The organism is Paenibacillus sp. NPDC058174, from assembly GCF_042883865.1.
In the GTDB taxonomy this organism is placed as follows: Bacteria; Bacillota; Bacilli; order Paenibacillales; family Paenibacillaceae; genus Pristimantibacillus.
The window spans coordinates 1,024,070-1,047,702 of record NZ_JBHVUY010000002.1 but is presented as its reverse complement, the minus strand read 5'-3'; the positions used below and the strand labels follow the sequence as shown (position 1 = coordinate 1,047,702).

Below are 23,633 nucleotides of genomic sequence, written 5' to 3'. Positions count from 1 at the left end.
GTTCAAGCGCTCAATTCCGCCTTTAGCACAATTTTCTCCTGCGGACGGTCCCATTCGACCGGCTGCAGCAGCGCGCCTTCCAACTGCTTTTTTATTTGATCAGCCAAATGCTGTTCCCCATTGATCTCGCCAGCGTAATAGAAGGAAGCGTATAAGACGCCCTCTTCATCCCGCGTCAGCTCAATTGTCAAAACGGCTGCGTCTCCATAGCCTGTTTTGACTGCCAGCCGATAAGCGCTGATCAGCTTGATTAGCGTATCTGCAATCGGCCGGCCCCCATCGGGCCATTCATTCAGCTGAATATTCTGTTCGTTTTTCACTTGCAACTGCAAGGAATTCGTAATGGTGCGGAACGATTGGATATAGCTGACCAGTGATGGTACGCCAAGCTTCGCAATGTTGCTCTCAGCAACCATTCTGTCCTTTATCTTCTCCACGTAGTCCGCGGTTCTATCCAGCTTCTGCATTCGGATATAGCCGTACAATACCTGCAAATCATTCATCCAGTCATGCCGGTGATGATTCAGCGTCCGAATGCCGGACGCCTGCAGGCTATGTATCGTTTGAGTCATTCGCTCGGAATGCTCCTTCCGTTCAGCCCATATCCACAAAACAGCGGCTCCCGTCAGCCAACCGAGAAATAGCGCAAGCAACCAGTACTGATGAGGCCAAATAAGGACGGCGGCCGATGGCAGCAATATCGATGCTGCGGCACACCGCTTCGCAATAGATAAGCGATCCATGTGTGATCCCACTTTCTGCTCATTTCCTATATTATCAGTATAGCGTGATGGCGCCTTCCGCTGAAATAGTTGACCGGCAATTGCCGCGTCAACGACTCTAAATGAATCCCGAAGCGCAAAAACAATCAAAAAAACCCGGCCTATCATTCAGGCCGGGCCACTTGCTGCTATTAGGCTTCTACTGCTGCGGCTACCGGAGCCAAGTCAACTGGATATACGCTCACTTTTTTGCGATCGCGTCCCCAACGCTCGAACTTAACGACGCCTTCCACTTTCGCGAACAGCGTGTCATCTTTGCCGATACCCACATTGTTGCCTGGGTGAATTTTAGTTCCGCGTTGACGGAACAAAATGCTGCCCGCAGATACGACTTGACCGTCCGCACGTTTAGCGCCAAGGCGCTTCGATTGGCTGTCGCGGCCGTTCTTTGTGGAACCTACACCTTTCTTCGAAGCGAAAAGCTGAAGATTCAGTTTCAACATGGTGTTTCCCTCCTTCATGAAAGAAGTTGTTCGCCGACTACGACATTTTTGCCGTAAGATTCAGCGATTGTTGCCAGCATGACTGCCATAGCTTCCAGCAGCAGCTGAATTTTGTCGTCCGTCTCCCGATCGGGGTGCACCGGAATATCCGATGACAGCCAGCCGTTCTTCATGGAGCACGGCAATTCGACTTGCGTCAACGCCTCGATGGCATTAACCGTACCGACCGAAACGGCCGATACGCCAGCGCAGACAATGTCTTTGCCGGGCTTGGCATATTTCGCATGTCCTTCGACCGCGAAAGATATAATCCGTCTGTCAACGGCATTTCGTACAAATGTAACGTTTATCATCTGAAAAATCCTCTTACGCTTGGATTTTCTCGATCGTTACTTTCGTGTACGGTTGACGATGACCTTGTTTGCGACGGTAGTTCTTTTTGGCTTTGTATTTGTATACGATGATCTTTTGGCCTCTGCCTTGTTTCTCGACTTTGCCGGAAACAGTAGCGCCAGCAACAACTGGAGCTCCAGTTACCAGACCGTCGCCTTTGGATACAGCCAAGACACGATCAAACGTTACGTTTTCGCCTGCGTTTTGGTCCAATTTCTCGATGTAGATAACATCGCCTTCTTGAACTTTGTATTGCTTTCCGCCAGTTTCGATGATTGCGAACATAGATAGTGCACCTCCTTATTGTCGAAGACTCGCCTGACCCAGGTGGCATGAACTTGTGATTCACACGCTTGTACCCGACCGGAGCGGTATCTGCATATCTGTGCTGTATAACAGCCTAATCAGACATACTAGAACATTCTAGCATAAAAGATAGTTTAGATCAACTATTGCCTGTATTATCCGATGCCAACCGTTTTCTTGCCGCTTCCGCCGCAAGCCTCACAGCGCACAGTCAATTGCTGCGTTGCATTTTCCCTCGCTTTTTTGCGGGTCAGCTCCAGCAAGCCCAGCCTTGTCCAGCCGAGAACGGCGCATTTCGTCCGGTCCCGCTTCGCCCACTCCGACATACGCGACATAACGCGCTCCCGGTTGCCTTCGTCCTCCATATCGATAAAATCAACAATGATGATTCCGCCGACATCCCGGACGGCCAGCAGCCGCGCAATCTCGTCAGCCGCTTCCATGTTTGCCTTGAATACGGTGTCCTCCAGATCATTCTCACCGGTGAATTTCCCCGTATTCACATCGATAACGGTGAGTGCTTCCGTCTCCTCCCAAATGAGCAGTCCGCCGCTCGAGAGCCTTATCCGCCGCTGGAAATCGGCATTGGCTTGCTCCGTTACTCCAAAGGCTTCGAATAAAGGCTTATCGGAAGCACGATCATACAGCTTGAGACGCTGCTCCAGCTGCGGCGTCATTTCCCTCAGCAGCGCCTGCACTTCTGCATGTCTGGACGCGTCATCGATCCACACTTCATCGATAGCTTGCGTCATCGCATCTCTGACGATACGCCGAAGCAGTCCCGCTTCACGATGCAGCTCAGAGGGCACCGGTGCTTTGGCCGCCCGCCCCGAAATACCGCTCCATTGCTGCCTAAGCTGCTCCACGTCTGCCGCAAGTGCCTGTTCGCTTTCGCCTTCCGCAGCGGTACGCAAAATAATGCCTTCCTCGCCTTGGAGCAGCCGCTCTCCGATCAGCCTGAGTCTCGTCCGTTCACTTTCTTTGCCAACTCTTTTGGACACGCCGACATAGCCGGCCGCCGGCATATAGACGAGCCATCTGCCAGGCAGCGTAAAATGTGTCGTTACCCTTGCGCCCTTGCCGCCAAGCGGCTCTTTCATTACCTGCACAAGCAGCTCTTGTCCCGGCCGCACCAGCTGCTGAATGGACGGCTTTTGAGCCGGCTGCTTTTCCAGATGCGGATGCAGCAAATCATCTATGTACAGAAAAGCATTTTTACTTAATCCGATATCGACGAATGCCGCCTGCATGCCCGGAAGCACATTGACGACCCGGCCTTTATACACGTTCCCGACTAACCCGCTATTCTCCGACCTCTCCATATAAAATTCAATCAAGCGCCCGTCCTCAAGCACCGCTGTCTGCAGCAGCTCTCCATGTCCGTGCATTAACAATTGCTTCATTCCCCAACATCACCGCCATGCCTTTTTGTCTAATATTTTAACACATAACCATGACTCCGCGTTCGCCGAGGAGGAGAAATATGCACAAACAGCCTCCAAAATGCAGTCCCTTGCTCCAATGTATGTGAGCTTACCTAGCACATGCGGTGCTCCACGTAATTCGTTGTTTCAAACTTCACTAGTGTCTGCTCTGCTCTGTTACTCTGTTGCTCTGTTGCTCTGTTACTCTGTTGCTCTGTTGCTCTGTTGCTCTGTTGCTCTGTTGCTCTGTTGCTCTGTTGCTCTGTTACTCTGTTGCTCTGTTGCTCTGTTGCTCTTTGGATTAATAAATGGAATTTTCTTCAATCACACTTACTTTACGAATTCAACTGCGCGAATGTTGCTGTCACCTCAAACTTAATTTAACTCTTGTTGCACACCAGCTCTTTCTACACGCACTTTGTCATTTCAGCAATCAATTCTCTATGCTCAAACTTTCATTCACCATCACTATTCGCGTTCGCTATTTCTAGCTCCTTACTCAACATACCGTTACATCGCGCTAAAGAACTCTCTATCACCAACTAACTTCTTCTTTCTTTTTCTTTCTTTCTTTCTTCTTCACTCTGTCGAACCCGCTTCGCTTTGATTAACAGCTTCAATGTTCGCTGCTGGCCCAGCTCAACGCTCGACTTACCATAGTCGCACCATGCATCGCCCACTAACTTTCTCTCCAGCGAACCGGCTTCGCTATTTAGCGAAGCTAAATTCGTTAAAGCAATCCTTATCGGCTGTTACGATAAAAAGAACGAACCTAATTTCGTTATCCGAGAACCTAGGTTCTCGAGTAGCGAAATTAGGTTCGCTCTACATTTTTTAAGTCATTATAATTTCGCTTTAGCGAAATTGCATTCTCTAAATAGCGAACCCGCTTCGTTAAATCAAGTTAGCAAATGATTTGGTGTAATTTGCATGACGGTTTTGATCTTACCCGCCAGACGGAGTAGTTTCGAGTTCAGGCTGACTTTTCGATGGTTGCCCTTTTCGATCGAGTTAGCGATCGATCCCAACCAAGAACGGCAGCATGAACCGAAACTACGGAGTCCTGTGCTTTTGACCTTCCCGCAGACGGAGTAGTTTCGAGTTCAGGCTGACTTTTCGATGGTTGCCCAATCGATCGGTTTAGCGATCGATCCCCAACCAAGAACGGCAGCATGAACCGAAACTACGGAGTCTTGTGCTTTTGACCTTCCCGCAGACGGAGTAGTTTCGAGTTCAGGCTGACTTTTCGATGGTTGCCCAATCGATCGGGTTAGCGATCGATCCCCAACCAAGAACGGCAGCATGGACCGAAACTACGGAGTCCCATGAACCGAAATTACGAAGTCCGAACGGCAGCACGCACTCCCAGCCACGGAGTCATATCAGCTCCATCACCGCCCGATGCGGGTCGCGCTCGGTCAAGTACCGACTGATGAGCCGCTCCTCCGGAACGACTCTGGCCCCTTGGCCGCCAGACTCCATCACATAGACGAGATGGTACTGCTCCCGCCACAGCAGGCGCATCACCGCACCAATGGGCTGCCTGCCGCTTACAAACAGCGGCTTCGCATAAGCGCCACGTGCGGCAGCCCGCGCTGCGACCCGGTCGCGGTGCATCAGAAAGCGTACGAATAAATAAGGAATATTGCGATAGTAAGTCCAGTTGGTCAACAGCAAAAAAATACCGATAGCCAGCAGATTCAACTGAATGCCTCCGTTTGGCCGGAAAGCAATCAGCACTGAAAACAAAATCATCATGGCGCTCAGCGCGATACTGATGCGTGCCGTCCATTTCATCATCGAGAAATAATTAAAGCCATAGCTGAAAGCCGCTTGCAGCAGCTTCCCCCCGTCGAGCGGATAGATCGGCAGCAAGTTAAAAAGGCCAATCATCATATTGGCTTTCCATACATAAGCCGCCCATTCCGCATCCCACCAGCCAAGCTGACCGCAGCCCCATGCCGCCAGTCCCATCCACAGGTTTTGCAGCGGTCCCGCTATCGCGACCAGCGCTTCTTGGCCTGCAGGGAGCCCGCTCGCCTCATCAACTTCAACAACACCGCCGAATGGCAGCAGCTTCACTTCACGTACGGTCCAGCCGAACGCTCTAGCCGTGATGACATGACCCGCTTCATGAACGAGAACGATTAGAAACAAAGTGAGAAGCTCCGAGAAAAAACCGGTAGCGAGAGATGCAATCATGACAAGAACAAACAGCGGATGAAACGACCAGCGGATGCCCAGCCATTTAACCAATCGGTATCACGCTCACTGGATCGATGTAACGGTCATTTTGCTTCACTTTAAAATAAAGCAGGCTGGGCTCGTCCCCGCTCATTTCACCCAGCGTACCGATTGTGTCGCCCGCCTCCACCCAGTCATTCGCTTTCACATCCGCTGCCCCAAGCTTTGCATAAATGCTCGTTCGTTGATTCGCATGCTCAATCACAACTGTAACGCCGGCTTTACTCTCCTCCGTCACAAGCAGCACGCGGCCGGTCTCGACAGCAGCAACCTTTTCCTTAGGCGCACCAGCAAGCTCGATTCCATCCAGCAGCTCGGCGAACGTCTTTACAAGCGCACCGTCAGGAAGCGGAGAAACGACCGGCAATTGCACGGTTCCCTCTGCGGATTGCGCCTGCTTCGTCTCATCTCCGAATATCGGAATGAAAGACGGCGCACCGGCAAAGGTCTGCTTGTACCATGCTGCAACAGCTGCAAAATCCATTTCTTCCGTTAAGGCGCTCTTTACGAAGCTCCGGCCTTCAATCGTCCAATCGGCATCATATTGGTACATTCCCCATATCGCAGCAAACAAAACTACCGCCGCAATAACTTTCCACTTTAGCTCTTTGCGGAATCCGTGCCAGCCGCCGCCATTTCCATAGCTGTTCCAATTATCATCCCGCCCCCCCTGACTCCCGTTCCGCCCGTCCTCGTCCTCGACTCCCCAGCCCAGCCATGGAGTAGGGTTCGTCTTCCATTGCCTCTCGGGGTCGAGCTCATGCGTGATCCGTTCCTCGGCTCGAATCGGCCGTCCAACCGGCGGGGTCACCGGAAAATCTCCAGTTCCTGCCGCTCTATAATCAATCCGGTCATTTCTTGGCTGCGCGGCCTGCTGCTCTAGCAATCGTTTAATTTTCTCTTGTCTCCGCTGGCGTATACCGTCCTTCGCATTCATCGAAAGTTCCTCCCTCTCCCCGGCATGCAGCGAACGCGCCTGCTGCGAGAGCTTGTTCATTTACTCATATCTATGAGGAGAATGAGACAAGTATTCGGATGAGCTTCGGAGAAAAAACAAAAAGCGCCCGCTCCTCGGCAAGAGGTGCGAGCGCCCGCAATCAATCGGCAAGCTCGTATTTTTCCTGATGTGCTTTAATACTGAAAACAATCCCGATCGAAATCATATTGAGAAGAAGCGATGTGCCGCCATAGCTTACAAAAGGCAAGGTAATGCCGGTAATCGGCATTAACCCTATCATCATTCCGATGTTCTGGAAAATTTGAAATACGAACATCGTTGCAATTCCGATTACGATAAATGAAGCTTTCTGATCGTAACACTTGAAGGCGATGATAATCATCCTATATATAAGCAGGAAGTACAGCAGCAGCAGCACCGCTGAGCCTTGGAACCCGAATTCCTCCCCGACGACGACAAATATCGAGTCTGAATAAGGATACGGAATAAATTTGCCCTTCAGCATATCGCCCTGCATATAGCCGTCGCCGCTTAAGCCTCCTGAACCAATTGCGATTCTGGCATTTACCGACTGATGCTTATCATCTTGAGACGCCTGCTCCGGGTTAATAAACGTATTAATCCGCTGGTACCAGTGCTTTTTTTTGTGCAGATCCAAATAGTCATAAATTTGCGAGTTAAATGTGTTGAATAGTGACACGAACAATACGACTGCGGCGATAACTGTCGCCAGACCTACAAGCACATGCGTATACTTGACGTTGCCAATCCAGAGCATCCCGAGAACAATAACGAGATAAATAATCGCATTGCCAAGGTCCGGCTGAATCATAACGAGCATGAACGGGAGGAAGGCAAATACCGCTACCGGCATCAGGTCCTTCGTGAACGTCAGCTTGTCACCCTGCCGTCTGCCCATAATATAGGCAATGCCTATAATAATAATGATCTTCATAATTTCGGCGGGTTGAAACAGAAAGCCCGGAAGCTGAAACCAGCCCTTGGCACCGTTTATTTCCGAGCCGAAGAAGTAAACCAAAATGAGCAGCGTTACACCAATGCCATACAGCACATGCCAGCCCTTCAGCAAAATACGATAATCAAACACCGTCGCCATAATTGCGATACAAAAACCGATTCCATAGTAGATAAGCGTCTTTACATCGTAATTATGATACAGAGCATTGTCATGCGTAGCGCTGCGGACGAGAATCGTGCTGATGAACATGAGGCAGATGAGAATTGCAATAATGCCCCAGTCGATTTTTTTCAGTTTGTTAAGCACAAGGCAATCATCCTATTCCAAGAAACTTGCGGAAGCGCTTGAAGGCGCCAGCTTTCTCATCGAGCAGCATCAAAGGAACCATATCGCCTAATATACGGCGGGCAACGTTGCGATAAGCAATCGCCGCACGCGAGGAAGGATCCATAACCGTCGGCTCGCCTGCGTTGGCAGCCTTGATTACCTTCTCATCATCCGGTACGATACCGATCAAATCAACGGCCAAAACTTGGCATATTTCGTCGATATCGAGCATATCGCCAGTTTTCACCATATTATTCCGAATCCGGTTAATAATAATTTTCGAAGCGATCTTCTCTTTATCGAGAAGTCCGATAACCCGGTCAGCGTCACGCACTGCCGCATTCTCTGGTGTTGTCACCACGATGGCGCGGTCTGCACCGGCTATGGCATTGCGGAAGCCCTGCTCGATGCCTGCGGGGCAATCGATAATGACATAATCAAAATCCTGCTTCAACTCCAGGACGATTTGCTTCACTTGATCAGGCTGAACATCATTTTTATCCTTCGTCTGAGCGGCCGGGAGCATGTACAGCTCATCAAAGCGCTTATCTTTAATCAGCGCCTGATTCAACCGGCAACGGCCATCGGCCACATCGATCAGGTCATAAATAATACGGTTTTCAAGCCCCATGACAACATCCAGATTACGCAAGCCGATATCTGTATCGACCATGCAAACCTTTTTGCCGAGCAGAGCGAGCGCCGTACCTAAATTTGCCGATGTCGTCGTCTTGCCGACTCCGCCTTTACCGGACGTAATTACAATTGCCTCTCCCATACGTTACACCCCTCTTCACATAATCGGATTGCTGCGCAAACGGAACAGCTGCGTAATCTTATCGATCTGCATGCTGCCGTCATGCAAATAAGCGAATTCCATGGCGGCGTCGCCGCTCATCCACTCCTCCGGCGGTCTGCTGATCACTTCCGCGATCCGCAGCTGCGTCGGACGCATAAGCGAGGCGGCGATAATGACATCGGTCCGCCCTCCAACACCTGCATGGGCAACTCCCCTTAATGCGCCAAGCACATAGATATCACCCGTGCATAAAATCGTGCCTCCAGGATTCACATCGCCTGTCAGCAGCAAATCTCCGTCATGCTCGACCATTTGCCCGGATCGGATCATGCCTGTAAGGACACGAGGTCCGGTCGGGGCTTCTATTTTATCGGCTGGCTGCACTTCCGATTCGACCGATTGCACGATCAAATTCCCTTGCGCCCGGATTACCGAACGAATCCGATCTTTATCTTCGTCGACGAGCTGCCTCGTCCCGAGCTTCACATGTACGTGAACCAAAGGCCCGGTCAACAGCTGCTGATGCGTTTTTTCAAGCTTGTACTGCAATTCATCCATTAAGACGGCGAACTCGCACTGGTCGTCGAGAAGGAAAACGAGACCTTCCTTTACGCCTTTTATCATGATATGCTGCTTCTCGGTCACGTCTGTCCCTCCCAACGTATTCCATTCTTTTCGCAACGCCCAAATTCCTGCTTATAGCCTTTTTTTTATTCTTCTTCCTTTTCCGAGCCGCGCGACCAGCTGCTCTCGCACAGCTTCCGGGCAGGCACATAACAGATCAAAGCGAAGACCAGCTGCAGGAAAAGACTTGGAAGAATATGATCCAGAAGCGCCCAAGCATAGGTTTCATTCGTAATGCGGAATGCTTTGTAAATAAAATAAACGAACGTGTCATTGATCAGAGCAGCAAGGCCAATGACCGACAGAGCTGTCAGCAGCGTGCTGCGCTTGCGCTCCAGAAGCAATCCTGTGAAATATCCGATAAGTCCCATAACAAAAGCATGTACACCCATCAAATGTCCGAAAAAGACGACATCCTGCAGCATGCCGAAGCCGATCCCCAGCAGCAAGGCATGGTGCCGGCCGCTGTATAAAGCAGCGTAAATGACAAATACGAACGTAAAGTGAGGAACGATTCTTCCCGCCAGGTCAACCGGAATAATCCAAGGCATAATCGTGCCTTCAATAATAAATAGCAGAAACATTACGCCGATGAGTCGATTGATGCTCATCCCGTTCATTCTGCAGCATCCTCGATATCTTGAACTTCAACGACAAAAACCTCGGTCAAATGGTCGAATTTAGCCGCGAGCTTAACCGATGCGGTATATGTAAGACCAAAATCGCCTACCTGCTTGTTCTCTACCGTACCGATAACCAGACCCCGCGGATATACATTGCCAAGTCCCGATGTAATGACGACATCATCGACAATCATTTTGTCTTTCTCATCGATTTTCGTCATCATGAGACGATCTGTTTCTTGATTATAGCTGCTTATGATACCGAAAGAATCTGTTTTGCCTAAAATCGTAGCTGCAATTAAGTTAGAATTCGGCGATTTCTCATCCAGTTCGGTGATTGGCATAACCGTGCTCGTAAACGGGCGAACCTCGCTGACAAGGCCGATCAATCCATCTACTGTCGTAACTGCCATATTTTTCTTAATGCCATTCTTCGAGCCCAGATTGATCACCATCGTACGGTTGGATGTGTCATTATTCACTGCGACAACCTGAGCAATCCGGTATTTATAATTGTAAAGCTGCTTCTGGCGTTCCGTGAATTCGAGTTCATCTTTAAAACGCTTATTTTCCTGTTCGATAAAATTATAGTTGATTTTGTCACGCGCATAAGCGGCTGCCAGCAGTTTCAGCTGTTCGTTTTCCTCATGGATCGTGCGCAAGTTTCGGATATCCTCAAAGAAGCCCGCTATAATTCCAGCGGGCTTGTAGAATAGACTCTGCGCAAAACCAACGGAATCGCCAAGAAACTTTTCTGGCATTGTTAGTTCTTTACGGTCGCTTAACGAAAAACCGATGACCGCAATGAACAGTATAAAGCCGAACATAAGCATAAACATCCGCTTATTTCTAAACAGCTTAAACAGCTCAATCACCTGCCTATTTCATTTACAATTCCGTATGGCGGCCGCGGCCAGATTAACGTTTCGAACGGGACGAGCTTCTGTTTTTGAACAAATGAATATTGTCAAGCGAACGGCCTGTTCCAATCGCCACGCAATCAAGCGGGTTGTCCGCTACAATGACAGGCATGCCTGTCTCGCGAGCCAGCAGTTTGTCCAAATTGCGAAGCAGCGCTCCGCCGCCTGTCAATACGATGCCGCGATCCATAATGTCCGCAGAAAGCTCCGGCGGGCATTTTTCAAGCGTAATTTTCACCGCATCAACAATCGAATTCACTGTATCCATCAGCGCTTCCGTAATTTCCTCAGCCGTAATCGGCAGCGTCTTCGGCAAGCCTGTAACGAGGTCACGGCCGCGAATTTCAATCGATTCAGGCGCATCAAGCGGCAGCGCAGAGCCGATTTCCATTTTCAGCTGCTCCGACGTTCTTTCGCCGATCATCAAATTGTAGAAACGTTTGATATATTGAATGATCGATTCATCCATTTCATCGCCGGCAACCCGGATCGAACGGCTCGTTACGATACCGCCCAGGGAAATAACGGCAACCTCAGTCGTACCGCCGCCAATGTCAACAACCATGCTGCCTGTTGGCTCCCATACAGGAAGATCAGCGCCGATTGCTGCTGCGAAAGGCTCCTCAATCGTGTAAGCTTCGCGTGCGCCAGCTTGCTTTGCCGCATCCTCAACAGCACGTTTCTCAACCGCTGTAATGCCGGAAGGAACACATACCATAACGTTCGGGTGACGCGGGAAAAGCGACTTTTGCTTTTGCGCCGAACGAATAAAATATTTAATCATTGTAGCAGTCGTCTCGAAATCAGCGATGACGCCGTCTTTCATCGGACGTACAGCGCGAATATTGCCCGGCGTTCTGCCGATCATTTTTTTCGCTTGCTCGCCTACTGCTTCAATCGTTTTTGTATCCGTACGAAGGGCCACAACCGACGGCTCCCTCACTACAATTCCTTTTCCTTTAACGAAAACCAGCGTGTTCGCCGTTCCTAAGTCGATGCCCAGATCTTTCGAAAAACCACCAAACATGTTAATGCTCCCTTCTAATTGCGACAATCCCACTTATTATATTACAAATAACCTTGTTCCTTCAAACTGATAAACCTTCCATCTCCAATAACCAGATGATCCAGCACTTCGATGCCTACTAATTCACCGGCTTCCATCAGACGCTTCGTTAGCGCGATATCTTCGGGACTAGGCTGCGGATCGCCGCTTGGATGGTTGTGAACGCAAATTAGAGATGCGCTGCTGCATTTGATCGCCGCGCGGAACACTTCCCGCGGATGGACAAGCGAGGCATTCAACGTGCCGATCGACAATGTTTCCCGGGCAATAATGTGGTTTTTCGTATTTAGAAACAAGCAGACGAAATGCTCCTTATTCAAGTAACGGAGATCCTCCATTACATAATCGGCCGCATCCTGAGGCCTGCGTACCGTGACCGTCTCACCATGACGGCTGCGTGTAATTCGGCGTCCGAGCTCAATGCCCGCACGCAATTGCACCGCTTTAGCCGGTCCGATCCCTCTAATTTTCGTCAGCTCGTCCATGCTCATATCAACCAAATTGCGTAAGTTGCCGCATTCCTTCAAAATTTTACCAGCCAAATGAACGGCCGATTCCCGCTTTGTACCTGTACGCAGCAGAATCGCGAGCAGTTCAGTATGGCTAAGTGCTTCGGCCCCATATCGCATCATGCGCTCTCTTGGACGTTCATCATGGGGGACATTTCGCAACAGCTCGCCTTGCGACTCCATGTCCATCCCTTCCCTCAACTCTTAATAACGATCGTTGTCAATAGTACCTGTTCAATTCAATAGTTAGTTATCGCTGTCCTATGCCGGACGTTTAGGCTTCAAATACATCAATGCCGAATTCAAGAAGCATGTCCGACAAAAGCGAGATCGGCAATCCGACGACATTGAAATAGCAGCCCTCAATACGGTCGACATTCGCCGCCCCGTAACCTTGGATGCCGTATGCGCCAGCCTTGTCATCCGATTCTCCTGTTGCGATATATTTAGAAATTCTTTCATCGCTCAGCGGCTTCATATAAACCTTGGTCATACGATGCTTGACGACAGCCAGTCCATTCCCGGTCGGCAAACAGGCAACTCCCGTATAAACTTCATGGGAACGCCCTTGCAGTCTCTTTAGCATGCCAAAGGCATCATTGCGGTCCTTGGGTTTGCCGAGCACATCGCCGTCGACGACAACAATCGTATCGGCACCGACGACGATGGAGGACGACTCCTCCTGCTTCTCGCTCAAAATCGCCGCTGTAGCCCGCGCTTTGCGCAGACTCAGCTGCTCTACGATATGCCCCGGGGTCCAATCTTCTGGTACAGACTCGTCAGCGTCAGAGGGCAAAATATAAACCGGCAAGGAAAGGCCCAGCGATGCGACCAGTTCCTTCCGGCGCGGAGACGATGATGCCAGCACGAGCTGACTAATCGGCTGCATTTGCATTTCGTTGGCATGTTTCGATTTCAACTATCCCGTTCTCCTTTATAACTTACCGCATAAGCTATGCGGTTTATATTTTGCGATAGAGCCATATTGCTGCGGCAACTCCGATGATGCTTAGCAAGCTGATCTGAAGGTGGATGGAAAGATCGAGGCGGAGAGCGTAAAGATCGACGGCAGGAGACCAAGAAGTTTGAATCGTTTTGGTCAAAAAGGATAATCCGGATACCGGTTCCAGCCAGCGCGCAAGCAATGCGCCTGCCAGCAAGCCGAGTATGAGGAAAAGCAATAAAATCCAGCCGTTTTTCTTCATGATTCAACGCCTCTCGCCATTAATTGACACCTGTTTCCTATTATACTTAGGTTTGATTTTCATTACAATGCGCTCACGGACTCAAACCATTGCTTTTGTGTCAGAATCGTTTCCATCAAATCGCTTTGAATGGCCTGCAAATGCGATTGTGACGGCTTTTTATCGTATTCCTCAAGTCCTTTGGCGGCGGAATTGACGGACTGAATTAATTTTATGAGAAAAGCCTGTCCTTCTTTGTCCTTTACTCCTGCTTCCATCGCCTTCACACTCTCTGTCCAGCTCTGATGAGAAGCCGACCAAGCTTTAGACGCCGCCGAACTGAGCGAAGATAATTGCGGCTGTTCCAATTGTGTCAGCGTAAGCTTATCAAACATCGATACCAGCTCCGCCGTTCTGCTGAAAAAAGCTTCCGCTGCTGCTGCATCTCCGCTAAACGGAAATTGCTGCGGCACTTCAACGTCCACTTGCTTCACATAAAGCTCCATACCGCTTAATGTTTTACCAAGAGTGACCGCCTGCGCACGATCCCCTGCCAGCCCTGTGTACGCTCTATAATCGGTTCCTGTATAAAAGCCTGCCGCCGCGTTCCCGCGGCTTTGCAGGTCGGCTAGCGCCGCCTGCAGCCCCTCAGCATTACTGAATACGCCGTATTGCAGCATGTAGTAGGTTTGTACAGGAAGAGAAAGATTAGCGAAGGCACTTCCTTTGCCGGTTACCTCTCCTGCTGCTGCAGTTCCGTTTCCAGGGTTCGCACCGTTTCCTTTGCCTGCCGGGGCTTTGCCGCCTCCCTGTCCGGGGCCGGCGATGGCTCCGTCAACCGGTTTCGCGGCACCGCCTGTCCCCTCTCCAGGCCAGACTGGCGTACCTGTAAACAAATTAAGCAGCAAATAACCGAATAAAGCACCTGTTGCAAGCGCCGCCGCCACGGACAGAAACACTTTCATCCAAGAAGGCGGGGCCGAATAACGTTTGACGGTCCATTCATGCTTGCCCCTGCCATCAATCCCGGCTGTTTCCTCAGGGAATTCCTCAGCATAATAGGCTGCCCCTGCCCCAGCGCCTGCATCTGGTTGTGATTGTGGTTGTGATTGTACATCCCCTTTACGCTCAATCTCCAGCTCGGAATTGAATGAATGGTTTGATCCATCCTTGGCGGCAGCTTTGCGATTTACCGCTTTAGGCTTGGCAGAACGCTGCTCCGCTTTCTCTTGAATCTCTGGCGTACGGCTCCGGTTTTCTCTATCCTTCGGATTGTCTGTGTCGCGTATAAGCTGCTCAAGCGCGCCGACATCCTCTTGAAACGCTGTATTCCAGGGCGTAAATTCCCCGCTCATGCTATATGAATCATAGCTTTCTTTATAAATCGGAACGACTTTAGAAGCGGTCTTAGACGGTGACGCCGAAGCCGGGACTGCCGTACGGTTAACATCTTCAGCATTCCAAGGATCATGAGCATCTCCCTGTGTTCTTGTACCATTATTCTTCATCTCTTGGCGATTGCTATCTGGAAGTGGCTGTCCGCTGCGGTCGAAACGATAAGTAATGCGATTGTTGGATTTCATGTCAACTCTCTCCTTGTCCCATTCTTCTATTGCTAGTTTATGAGAGCGTTAAGAGAATTATGAGCATGAAACCGCCAAGACACCGCTGCAAAAAAAAGATGCCCGGTCCGGCGTCGTTCCGGTCGGGCATCTCCTATTTCTGTTACGCTTGTTCTTTCAACGATTTCGCAAGCGAATCGGCAACCTTCCAAATGTCGCCGGCTCCCATCGTAATGACGAGATCGCCAGGCGCAACTTTGGCCTTCAAATATTCCAGCACTTCTTCCTTCGTCGGAATGTAGGCTGTATTCGCATTGCTGTTGCTTTGAATCAGCTCTACAAGCTTGCGGGAATTGACGCCTTCAATCTGCTGCTCGCCGGCCGGCGAGTAGATATCGGTAATCACAACCTCGTCCGCTTCCGGAAATGCACGGCTGAATTGATCCAGCAGGAAAAACGTCCGTGTATAGCGCTGGGGCTGGAATACGGCAACAATCCGCTTGCCGGTCGCTTTCGCTGCGCTGATTGTCGCTTGAATTTCCGTTGGATGATGCGCGTAATCGTCAATGACGAGAATTTCATTGATCTCGCCGAGCACTTGAAAACGGCGCTTCGCTCCGCGGAATTCATGAATGGCATCAGCAACCTCCTGGAACGGCAAGCCCGCTTCCAGACAAGTAATAATCGTTGCCATTGCATTATAAACATTATGTCTGCCCGGTACGGACAGGTTAACCGTACCAAGCTTGGTCCCGCCCTTGGTCATATCGAATGCCACCTTGCGGTCGCCAAGCGTAATGTTCTCCGCTTTGTACTCCGCATCGCCTTCAATGCCGTACGTAATGAGCCGCCCGCGAGCGCCTGCATCCAGCCGAGGCAAAATTTCCGTGACGTTCTCATCATCCGCGCATACGATAGCCTTGCCGTCTTCCTTCACTTGCGACAGGAATTGAACGTAGGCTGTCTTCAGCTTTTCGAAATCGCCGTCATAGTTCTCAAGATGATCCGGCTCGATGTTCGTAACGATCGCAATGGAAGGATGATACTGCAGGAAAGAGCCATCGCTTTCATCCGCTTCAGCTACGACATATTCGCCTTTTCCAGCTTTAGCGTTCGTGCCGACATTGACAATCTCGCCGCCGATAATATAAGTCGGATCAGCCTTGCAATGCTCCATGACAAGAGCGATCATCGAGGAGGTCGTCGTCTTGCCGTGCGCACCGGCAACCGCTACTCCTTTGCCCGCATTCATAAGGCGAGCCAGCATCTGGGCGCGGTGAAGCACCGGAATGTTCAGCGCTTCCGCCGCCTTCCGCTCTACGTTGTCTCTGGACAGAGCGGTCGAATAGACGACCAGGTCTGCTCCGTTGACATGCTCCGGCTCATGACCGATATAGATTTGCGCTCCCTTAGCAGCGAGCTTCTCCGTCAGTTCTTGACGGGCGACGTCTGATCCCGTTACGGTATAGCCCATTTCGAGCATGACGCGGGCTATCGCACTCATGCCATAGCCGCCGATTCCAATGAAATGAACATGTTCTGCTGTATTCAAAGACGGTTCACCAACCTTTTTCAGATTCCGAGTTGTACAGGATGCGGGAGCGAACGTCAGCGATTAAGTATAGCGATCCGGACACAACACCCAGGTCATCATCTCCGGTCAGCTGCTGCAGCTTTTCAAGCGCTGCGCGCCAATCCGGTTCCACGATGAGCTCAAAGGCATGCGATTCGGACCGTTCGCTGCGAATCAGGTCAGCAAGCGAGCCGGCCTCACATTTGTTGCGGAAATCAGGCTCGGTCACGATAAGCGTATCCACTATTGGCAGTATATGCTTTATGACATCGCTATGATTCTTATTCTCCAGCATGCCCATCATTAGATGTAAACGATCATAGCGATAAGTCGTTTGCAGTGCCGAAGCGAGCGTTTCCGCTCCTTCGGGATTATGGGCTCCATCGAGCAAAATACGCGGCGCATGGGACACCATTTCGAGGCGTCCAGGCCATGCAGCAAGACGAAGTCCTTCTTCAAGCGCCTCGTCGTCGACGATGAGCGCGTAATATTGGCGAAGTACTTCCAGCGTCATGACTGCCACGGCTGCGTTAGTCATCTGATGAGCGCCATTAAGCGATATCGTCAGCTTCTCAATCGGACGGAAAAGTCCTTCAAAGCTGAAGCTTTGCTCATCTTCCTGTACAGACAGGCTGTTAAACTTGAACTGCTCGCCCAGCAAATAGAGCGTGCTCTTCTTGTCTGCCGCCGTCTGCTTTATCACTTCAATAAGCTCCGGCTGCGCAACCGCGCTGACGACCGGAACGCCGGCTTTAATAATTCCGGCTTTCTCTTTGGCAACTTCAGTCAGTGTACCGCCAAGACGATCCATATGGTCATGACCGATATTGGTGATGACAGAAATGACCGGCGTTACGATATTCGTAACGTCCAGACGGCCGCCAAGGCCGGTCTCCCATACGACGTAATCCGGAAATTTGACCTTCGCATAAAAGAGAATCGCAAGCGAGGTCGCCACTTCAAACATCGTCGGCGAACCGAGCTCCGTTGCCGAAATCTCTTCCACAAACGGCTTTAGCTCATTCGCAAGCGCAAGCAGCGTCTCTTCTTCGATATCTTCGCCATTGTATTGGAACCGGTTCGTAAACTTCGTGATATAAGGAGAAGTAAACGTACCTACGTCATAACCGCTTTTCATTAAAATGCTTGTCAGAAAAGCGCATGTGGAGCCCTTGCCGTTCGTACCTGCAATATGAATGAATTTCAGCCGGCGTTGCGGATTGCCCACGAGTTCCAGCAGCTTGGCAATCCGCTCCAGACCGGGACGGATTCCAAACGGAATCAGCCCGTTAATCCAATTGACAGCCTCGGCATAGGTGCGGAGCTGAGCGCCCTGCACCTCTTGTATATGGTTATCGTTCATGGTTGTCTTTCCTTCTTCCATCTCGATTCATGAACCGCCAGCGCTTAAATTAGCCGCGCAGCTCCGCTATTCTAGCCACTACTTTACTGCGTTTGTCGGCGTAATCCGCCATTTTTGCCCGCTCTTCCTCAATAACCTTGGCAGGCGCTTTCGCTACGAAGCCTTCGTTGCCAAGCTTTTTCTCAATACGCTCCACTTCATTGTTCAGCGTAGCAAGCTCTTTCTCCAGACGGGCGATTTCTTGAGAAATGTCGAGCAAGCCCGCGAGCGGCAAGTACAGCTCCGCTCCTGTTATGATTGCGGTCATCGCTTTGTCCGGTGCTGCCAGGGACAGTCCGATTTCCAGCTTGGATGTGCCGCAGAAGCGGACGATAAACTCCTCGTTGCGCTGCAGCAGCGCTTCTGCCGCTGCATCCGAAGGCTTGATCAGCAGCTCGATCTTTTTGCTCATCGGCACATTCACTTCCGCGCGAACGTTGCGTACGGAACGGATAAGATCCATCAGCAGTTCCATTTCCTTCACAGCTTCAGGAGCTTCAAGCGCTGCCTCATATACCGGCCATGGAGCAACAGTGATCGACTCGCCCTCATGCGGCAGATGCTGCCAAATCTCTTCGCTGATGAACGGCATGAACGGGTGAATCAGACGCTGCGTGCGGTCAAGCACATAAGCGAGTACGGATTGCGTCGCGCGTTTTTTCGCTTCATCGCTGCCGTACAGATTGAGCTTCGCGAACTCGATGTACCAGTCGCAAAGATCATCCCAGATGAAGTTGTACAGCAGACGGCCGGTTTCTCCGAAGTCATAGCTGTCGATCAGGCGGGTCACTTCGCGTACCGTCTCGTTCAGACGGTGAAGAATCCAGCGGTCCGCTGTGCCCAGCTCTACATTAATATTGATATCCTCGGTTTTGAAGCCTTCCAGATTCATCAGCGCAAACCGCGATGCGTTCCAGATCTTGTTCGCAAAGTTACGGGCCTGCTCCACCTTCTCCCAGCGGAAACGCAAGTCCTGGCCTGGTGTGCTGCCCGTCGAGATCATAAAGCGCATCGCGTCAGCGCCGTATTTCTCGATCACCTCAAGCGGATCAACCCCGTTGCCAAGCGACTTGGACATTTTGCGGCCTTCGGAATCGCGAACGAGACCGTGCATCAGAACATCCTTGAACGGAATTTGATCTGTAAACTCCAGACCCGTAAAGATCATGCGGGCAACCCAGAAGTAGATGATGTCATAGCCCGTTACAAGAACATTCGTAGGATAGAACCGTTTATAGTCCTCCGTCTGCTCTGGCCAGCCCAATGTAGAGAACGGCCACAGTCCGGAGCTGAACCACGTATCGAGAACGTCATTGTCTTGAGACAGATCGGAGCTGCCGCAAGACGGACATGCGGTAATGTCTTCGCGCGCCACATGCATTTCACCGCAAGCGCCGCAATACCAAGCCGGGATGCGGTGACCCCACCACAGCTGGCGGGAGATACACCAGTCGCGTACATTTTCGATCCATTGCAAATACGTTTTGTCGAAACGGTCAGGTACAAAGTGAACCCCGTTGCCCGACTTCTGAACTTCAATAGCCCGATCAGCCAGCGGCTTCATCGCAACGAACCATTGCGTGGACAAGTACGGCTCAATAACCGCTCCACTCCGCTCGCTGTGGCCAACTTGGTGCACATGATCCTCAATAAGGACGCAAACGCCCTGCTCCTGCAAGTCCTTCACAAGCTGCTTGCGGCACTCGAAACGATCCATACCGGCGTACGGGCCGGCCTCTTCGTTCATGACACCCGTCTCGTCCATCACGATAATTTGCGGCAGGTCATGGCGCAGGCCAACTTCAAAGTCATTCGGGTCGTGGGCAGGCGTAATCTTTACAGCGCCCGAACCGAATTCTTTTTCCGCATAATCATCGGCAATAATCGGAATCTCGCGGCCGGTAATCGGCAGTACGATAAGCTCTCCGATCAGATCGGCGTAGCGCTCATCTTCCGGATTTACGGCAACTGCGCTATCGCCCAGCATCGTTTCCGGACGTGTCGTCGCTACCGTAATGAAGCCTTTGCCGTTTTTGAGCGGGTACTGCAGGTGATACAGATGGCCGTTCAGCTCTTTATATTCAACCTCAATATCCGACAGCGCGGTGCGTGCAGCCGGATCCCAGTTAATAATTTTTTTGCCCCGGTAAATAAGGCCTTTCTCGTAAAAGCTGACAAATACCTCGCGAACCGCTTGGGACAAGCCTTCATCCAGCGTAAAGCGCTCACGGGAGTAATCGAGCGACAGGCCCATTTTCGCCCATTGATCGCGAATCGTATTGGCATACTGGTCCTTCCATTCCCATACCTTCTCCAGGAAAGCTTCCCGTCCCAGATCATAGCGGGTGATGCCTTGCTCGCGTAGCTTCTGCTCCACTTTCGTTTGCGTTGCTATACCCGCATGGTCCGTGCCCGGAAGCCAAAGCGCGTCGTATCCCTGCATCCGCTTGGTGCGAATGAGAATATCCTGCAGCGTAAAGTCAAGCGCATGCCCGATATGAAGCATTCCCGTTACGTTCGGCGGGGGAATGACAATCGTATACGGCTCCGCGTCAGGACGGTTGCCCGCTTTGAAAAATTGTCCCTGCTTCCAAAAGTCATACCACTTTTGCTCCGCAGTTTTCGGATCGTAGGTCGTCGGCATTGCCGGCGTCGTTTGGTTGTCGGCCATTAATTTCCATCCTCCTAATTATAAAGGCTTTGCCAGGCAAAGCCGGCTTAACAGAGTGAATCGTAAACGGTGGCCTGAAGCAGGCAAACATGCAAAAAAACCTTCCGCCCTTATAGCAAAGGACGAAAGGTTCAGCTTCCGTGGTACCACCTTTGTTCCGTGCAGAACTGCACACGGCACTCGAACAGATAACGGCTGCGGCCGGCTTGAATTGACGGTAGCGTTCTTGCCTTTAGCTTCCCGCGTCCTCCAAGCAACTCCAGGGCGACTGGTAGCAGTAACTTCCTACGGAACCTCTCAGCGCTACGGCTCCGCTCTCTGATGGCTTGGCTGCTAGCTCTTCCCCTTCAACGTCGATAAAGATAGATATACAATATTCTACCCGAATCGACTATAGAAAGTCAATGTTCGCAGCCTTAATTTCGCGTTCAATAATGGATCAAATCCGTTAGTGGCCGCCCATCATCATCTGCATTTCCGGTTTCTCCGTGCCTTCGGCATCCGAACGCTTCGGCTTTGTCAAGAGGAAGCCGAACAAGACGCCCGCTACGCCGATGCAGGTGAGAATAAGGAACGTATCGCCATAAGCTGAGGACATGACGTCCAGCGGGTTCGTGCTTGTCGTCGCATAATGCACGCTGCGGCGGGCAAGGATGGTAGCAAGGCCCGCTACCGCGAACGAAGTCATAACCTGTTGTGCAGCACCTGTCAGCGAAGTGACACGGCTTACAAGCTCAGGAGGCGCAGATTGAATAATATGCGTGTTCAGCGGCATCATCGACAAGCCCATGCCTGCGCCAAGCAGAATCAGCGGCACAATAAAGGAGCCGACGCCGGCGGTAGCCGAAATGTTCGAAAGCAGGAACGCTCCAATTGTAACGAAGGCAAGGCCCGTAATAACAAGCGGTCTTGCGCCAATCTTATCAAACAGCCTGCCGCCAATCGGCATGCAAATGGCTGCAGCAAGCGCCTGAGGCAGCAGGATCAAACCAGTCTCCAAAGCCGAATAGCCTTTAGCCGTTTGCAAGAACAGCGGGAACAGGAACAATGTGCCGAACAGCGCAATTTGCGATACCCACTGTACGATTACGCCGCGGGAGAAGTTGCCCGATTTGAACACCCGAAGCTCCAGCAGCGGCTGTTTGCGATTTAGTTCTACAATGATGAAAATAATAAGCGATACACCGCCGACAATCAAGCCTGTAAGCGTCTTGGCTGAGCCCCAGTCGGTGCCGCCCTCGCTGACGCCGTATGCCAGACCGGCAAAGGCCAGCGGTGCAAAAATCATGCCGAGAACATCAAGCTGCGGCACGGATTGACGTTGAATGACAGGCAGCGTACGAATACCGATAATAACGGCTAAAACGCCGATCGGCAGATTGATCAGGAAAATCCAGTGCCAGCTTACATATTCGACAAGCCAGCCGGACAGTACCGGACCAAGAGCCGGAGCCAGCAGCATCGGAATGCCGATCATTCCCATTACCGCACCTTGCTTGCCCGGAGGGCTGAGACGGTAAGTGAAGGCCATTGCGATTGGAGCGACCATACCGCCCCCAAGACCTTGAATAATACGGTATACGATCAATTGTTCAGCAGTAGTCGCCAATGCGCAAAGCGCAGAGCCGATCGTAAACAAAATGACAGACACTAGAAAAATTTGCTTGGCGCCGAAACGGTCGGACAGCCAGCCTGCTAACGGAATGACGGCCGATTGCGCCAAGGCATAACCGGTAACAGTCCATTGCACGAGTGTAAAGGATGCGCCGTTGAAGTCCTCACTCAGTTTGGGAAGTGCGACATTCATCGCCGTCCCGTCCAGGATGACCATGAACATCCCGACTATAATGGCGAGCAATGGCGCGATAATCGAGCGAATCGACAGGTTCGCGCTGTTTGTTGTTGCTGACATGCTTCTCTTCTCCTCCCAAATGCTTTGTCTCACAGGCTTATAGCCTACGGCAAAGTTCTTATATCTATAAGCGCATGCCTTGACCTCTCCCCGCTGCAAATATACAATGTAGTTGTCGAGAGACAGGACTGCTTATGTTTGCGGACAATTGTCCGCTGTTCGATATTACCGGACAATTGTCCGCATGTCAATATACGAATACGCATTCAATCATTAAATAATTATTAACACGCTCAAAATGTTGAAAAGGAGGGTTTGCCCATGCCTGCAGCCAGGAAGAAAAAGGACGCGATGGAAGTCAGCAAAACGATACTTCACACTGCAAAACTGTTATTTGCCGAACATGGGGTCGAGTCTGTCAGCATGCATCAAGTGGCCAAAGCTGCCAACATTGGACAAGGTACGCTGTATCGCCGTTACGCTAATAAGTCGGATTTGTGCATGGATTTGATGAAAGACAACTTCTCGACATTTGCCGCGAGCATCGATAAGCTGCTTCTTGACCAAAAAGATTCGTCTGTGCAGGAGCGCTTCACACTGACTATCCATCATTTAATCCGATTTCTGGATGATGAATTTGACTGGATTAGCGTCATTCAAGTACCCAGACATTGCGAACCTGATCAAGCGACATTTTTCAACTCGCCTCCGTATCAGTTTCTGTACCGCACCTATCAGTCGCTTTTGCTGGAAGCGCAAGAGAAGCATGAGCTGATTGAGCTGGATATTGAGTTCGTAGCCCATATGCTAATCACCAGCTTTCCGCCGGAATCCTACATGTATTTGAAAAAAGTGAAAGGCTATTCAACCGAAAGAATTGCCGCCTGTTTTTGTCAAACGTCCATTGATCCGCTGTTTTTGCCCAAATAAAAGCGTCTGCCTACTCTCTTAACTTCAATTGAGGGCGGCAGACGCTTTTTTATGTTATACAT

General features: G+C 50.9%; 23 protein-coding genes. 1 reads left to right on the top strand and 22 read right to left on the bottom strand.

What is annotated here, in order from left to right:
• Window positions 1-2 precede the first annotated feature (2 nt).
• The 22 genes from ACFVVF_RS16245 to ACFVVF_RS16140 all read right to left on the bottom strand — a co-directional run bounded on the left by ACFVVF_RS16245 (window position 3) and on the right by ACFVVF_RS16140 (window position 22,701).
• Window positions 3-743, bottom strand: coding sequence for a Spo0B domain-containing protein (locus tag ACFVVF_RS16245; RefSeq protein WP_387811401.1), 741 nt, complete (start codon window positions 741-743; stop codon window positions 3-5).
• Window positions 744-913: 170 nt separating this feature from the next.
• Window positions 914-1,225, bottom strand: a complete 312-nt coding sequence (rpmA, locus tag ACFVVF_RS16240) for a 50S ribosomal protein L27 (protein WP_042164730.1) — start codon at window positions 1,223-1,225, stop codon at window positions 914-916.
• Window positions 1,226-1,239: 14 nt separating this feature from the next.
• Window positions 1,240-1,578 (bottom strand): ribosomal-processing cysteine protease Prp, encoded by a 339-nt coding sequence (locus tag ACFVVF_RS16235; RefSeq protein WP_387811397.1) that lies wholly within the window; start codon window positions 1,576-1,578, stop codon window positions 1,240-1,242.
• A 13-nt stretch (window positions 1,579-1,591) separates the two neighbouring features.
• Window positions 1,592-1,903: a 50S ribosomal protein L21 gene (rplU, locus tag ACFVVF_RS16230; RefSeq protein ID WP_042164735.1), complete on the bottom strand. Its 312-nt coding sequence runs from the start codon at window positions 1,901-1,903 to the stop codon at window positions 1,592-1,594.
• Window positions 1,904-2,079: 176 nt separating this feature from the next.
• Entirely contained in the window at window positions 2,080-3,327 is a 1,248-nt protein-coding gene (locus ACFVVF_RS16225) for an Rne/Rng family ribonuclease (RefSeq protein WP_387811394.1), read from the bottom strand.
• A gap of 563 nt (window positions 3,328-3,890) precedes the next feature.
• Window positions 3,891-4,028: a hypothetical protein gene (locus ACFVVF_RS16220; protein ID WP_387811391.1), complete on the bottom strand. Its 138-nt coding sequence runs from the start codon at window positions 4,026-4,028 to the stop codon at window positions 3,891-3,893.
• A gap of 697 nt (window positions 4,029-4,725) precedes the next feature.
• On the bottom strand, window positions 4,726-5,604 hold the full coding sequence (locus ACFVVF_RS16215) for a M50 family metallopeptidase (RefSeq protein WP_387811388.1): 879 nt from the start codon (window positions 5,602-5,604) through the stop codon (window positions 4,726-4,728).
• A complete protein-coding gene (locus ACFVVF_RS16210; protein WP_387811385.1) occupies window positions 5,597-6,589 on the bottom strand; it encodes a peptidoglycan DD-metalloendopeptidase family protein in 993 nt (330 codons plus the stop codon). The genes ACFVVF_RS16215 and ACFVVF_RS16210 overlap by 8 nt, the downstream gene beginning before the upstream one ends.
• Before the next feature lie 100 nt (window positions 6,590-6,689).
• Window positions 6,690-7,835 (bottom strand): FtsW/RodA/SpoVE family cell cycle protein, encoded by a 1,146-nt coding sequence (locus ACFVVF_RS16205; RefSeq protein WP_387811382.1) that lies wholly within the window; start codon window positions 7,833-7,835, stop codon window positions 6,690-6,692.
• Between the two features lie 7 nt (window positions 7,836-7,842).
• A complete protein-coding gene (gene minD, locus ACFVVF_RS16200; protein ID WP_042164744.1) occupies window positions 7,843-8,634 on the bottom strand; it encodes a septum site-determining protein MinD in 792 nt (263 codons plus the stop codon).
• 15 nt (window positions 8,635-8,649) lie between these two features.
• Window positions 8,650-9,279 carry a septum site-determining protein MinC gene (locus ACFVVF_RS16195; protein WP_387811526.1) on the bottom strand — a complete coding sequence of 210 codons (630 nt, stop codon included), beginning with the start codon at window positions 9,277-9,279 and terminating at the stop codon, window positions 8,650-8,652.
• A gap of 86 nt (window positions 9,280-9,365) precedes the next feature.
• Window positions 9,366-9,890, bottom strand: a complete 525-nt coding sequence (mreD, locus tag ACFVVF_RS16190) for a rod shape-determining protein MreD (RefSeq protein ID WP_387811377.1) — start codon at window positions 9,888-9,890, stop codon at window positions 9,366-9,368.
• A 5-nt stretch (window positions 9,891-9,895) separates the two neighbouring features.
• Entirely contained in the window at window positions 9,896-10,777 is an 882-nt protein-coding gene (gene mreC / locus ACFVVF_RS16185) for a rod shape-determining protein MreC (RefSeq protein ID WP_387811375.1), read from the bottom strand.
• Window positions 10,778-10,820: 43 nt separating this feature from the next.
• Window positions 10,821-11,849 (bottom strand): rod shape-determining protein, encoded by a 1,029-nt coding sequence (locus tag ACFVVF_RS16180; protein ID WP_387811372.1) that lies wholly within the window; start codon window positions 11,847-11,849, stop codon window positions 10,821-10,823.
• A gap of 41 nt (window positions 11,850-11,890) precedes the next feature.
• On the bottom strand, window positions 11,891-12,580 hold the full coding sequence (gene radC / locus ACFVVF_RS16175; RefSeq protein ID WP_042164751.1) for a RadC family protein: 690 nt from the start codon (window positions 12,578-12,580) through the stop codon (window positions 11,891-11,893).
• A gap of 91 nt (window positions 12,581-12,671) precedes the next feature.
• Window positions 12,672-13,292: a Maf family protein gene (locus ACFVVF_RS16170; RefSeq protein WP_042164873.1), complete on the bottom strand. Its 621-nt coding sequence runs from the start codon at window positions 13,290-13,292 to the stop codon at window positions 12,672-12,674.
• Window positions 13,293-13,359: 67 nt separating this feature from the next.
• Window positions 13,360-13,602, bottom strand: coding sequence for a DUF4321 domain-containing protein (locus ACFVVF_RS16165; protein WP_387811370.1), 243 nt, complete (start codon window positions 13,600-13,602; stop codon window positions 13,360-13,362).
• Between the two features lie 62 nt (window positions 13,603-13,664).
• A complete protein-coding gene (locus ACFVVF_RS16160; RefSeq protein WP_387811367.1) occupies window positions 13,665-15,164 on the bottom strand; it encodes an SPOR domain-containing protein in 1,500 nt (499 codons plus the stop codon).
• Between the two features lie 142 nt (window positions 15,165-15,306).
• A complete protein-coding gene (murC, locus tag ACFVVF_RS16155; RefSeq protein WP_387811365.1) occupies window positions 15,307-16,695 on the bottom strand; it encodes a UDP-N-acetylmuramate--L-alanine ligase in 1,389 nt (462 codons plus the stop codon).
• 7 nt (window positions 16,696-16,702) lie between these two features.
• Entirely contained in the window at window positions 16,703-18,079 is a 1,377-nt protein-coding gene (locus tag ACFVVF_RS16150) for a bifunctional folylpolyglutamate synthase/dihydrofolate synthase (protein WP_387811362.1), read from the bottom strand.
• A 49-nt stretch (window positions 18,080-18,128) separates the two neighbouring features.
• Window positions 18,129-20,789, bottom strand: coding sequence for a valine--tRNA ligase (locus ACFVVF_RS16145; RefSeq protein WP_387811359.1), 2,661 nt, complete (start codon window positions 20,787-20,789; stop codon window positions 18,129-18,131).
• A gap of 448 nt (window positions 20,790-21,237) precedes the next feature.
• Window positions 21,238-22,701 (bottom strand): MDR family MFS transporter, encoded by a 1,464-nt coding sequence (locus ACFVVF_RS16140; RefSeq protein WP_387811356.1) that lies wholly within the window; start codon window positions 22,699-22,701, stop codon window positions 21,238-21,240.
• Between the two features lie 261 nt (window positions 22,702-22,962).
• Between ACFVVF_RS16140 and ACFVVF_RS16135 the strand changes: the two genes are divergently transcribed.
• Entirely contained in the window at window positions 22,963-23,571 is a 609-nt protein-coding gene (locus ACFVVF_RS16135; protein WP_387811354.1) for a TetR/AcrR family transcriptional regulator, read from the top strand.
• Window positions 23,572-23,633: the final 62 nt, after the last annotated feature.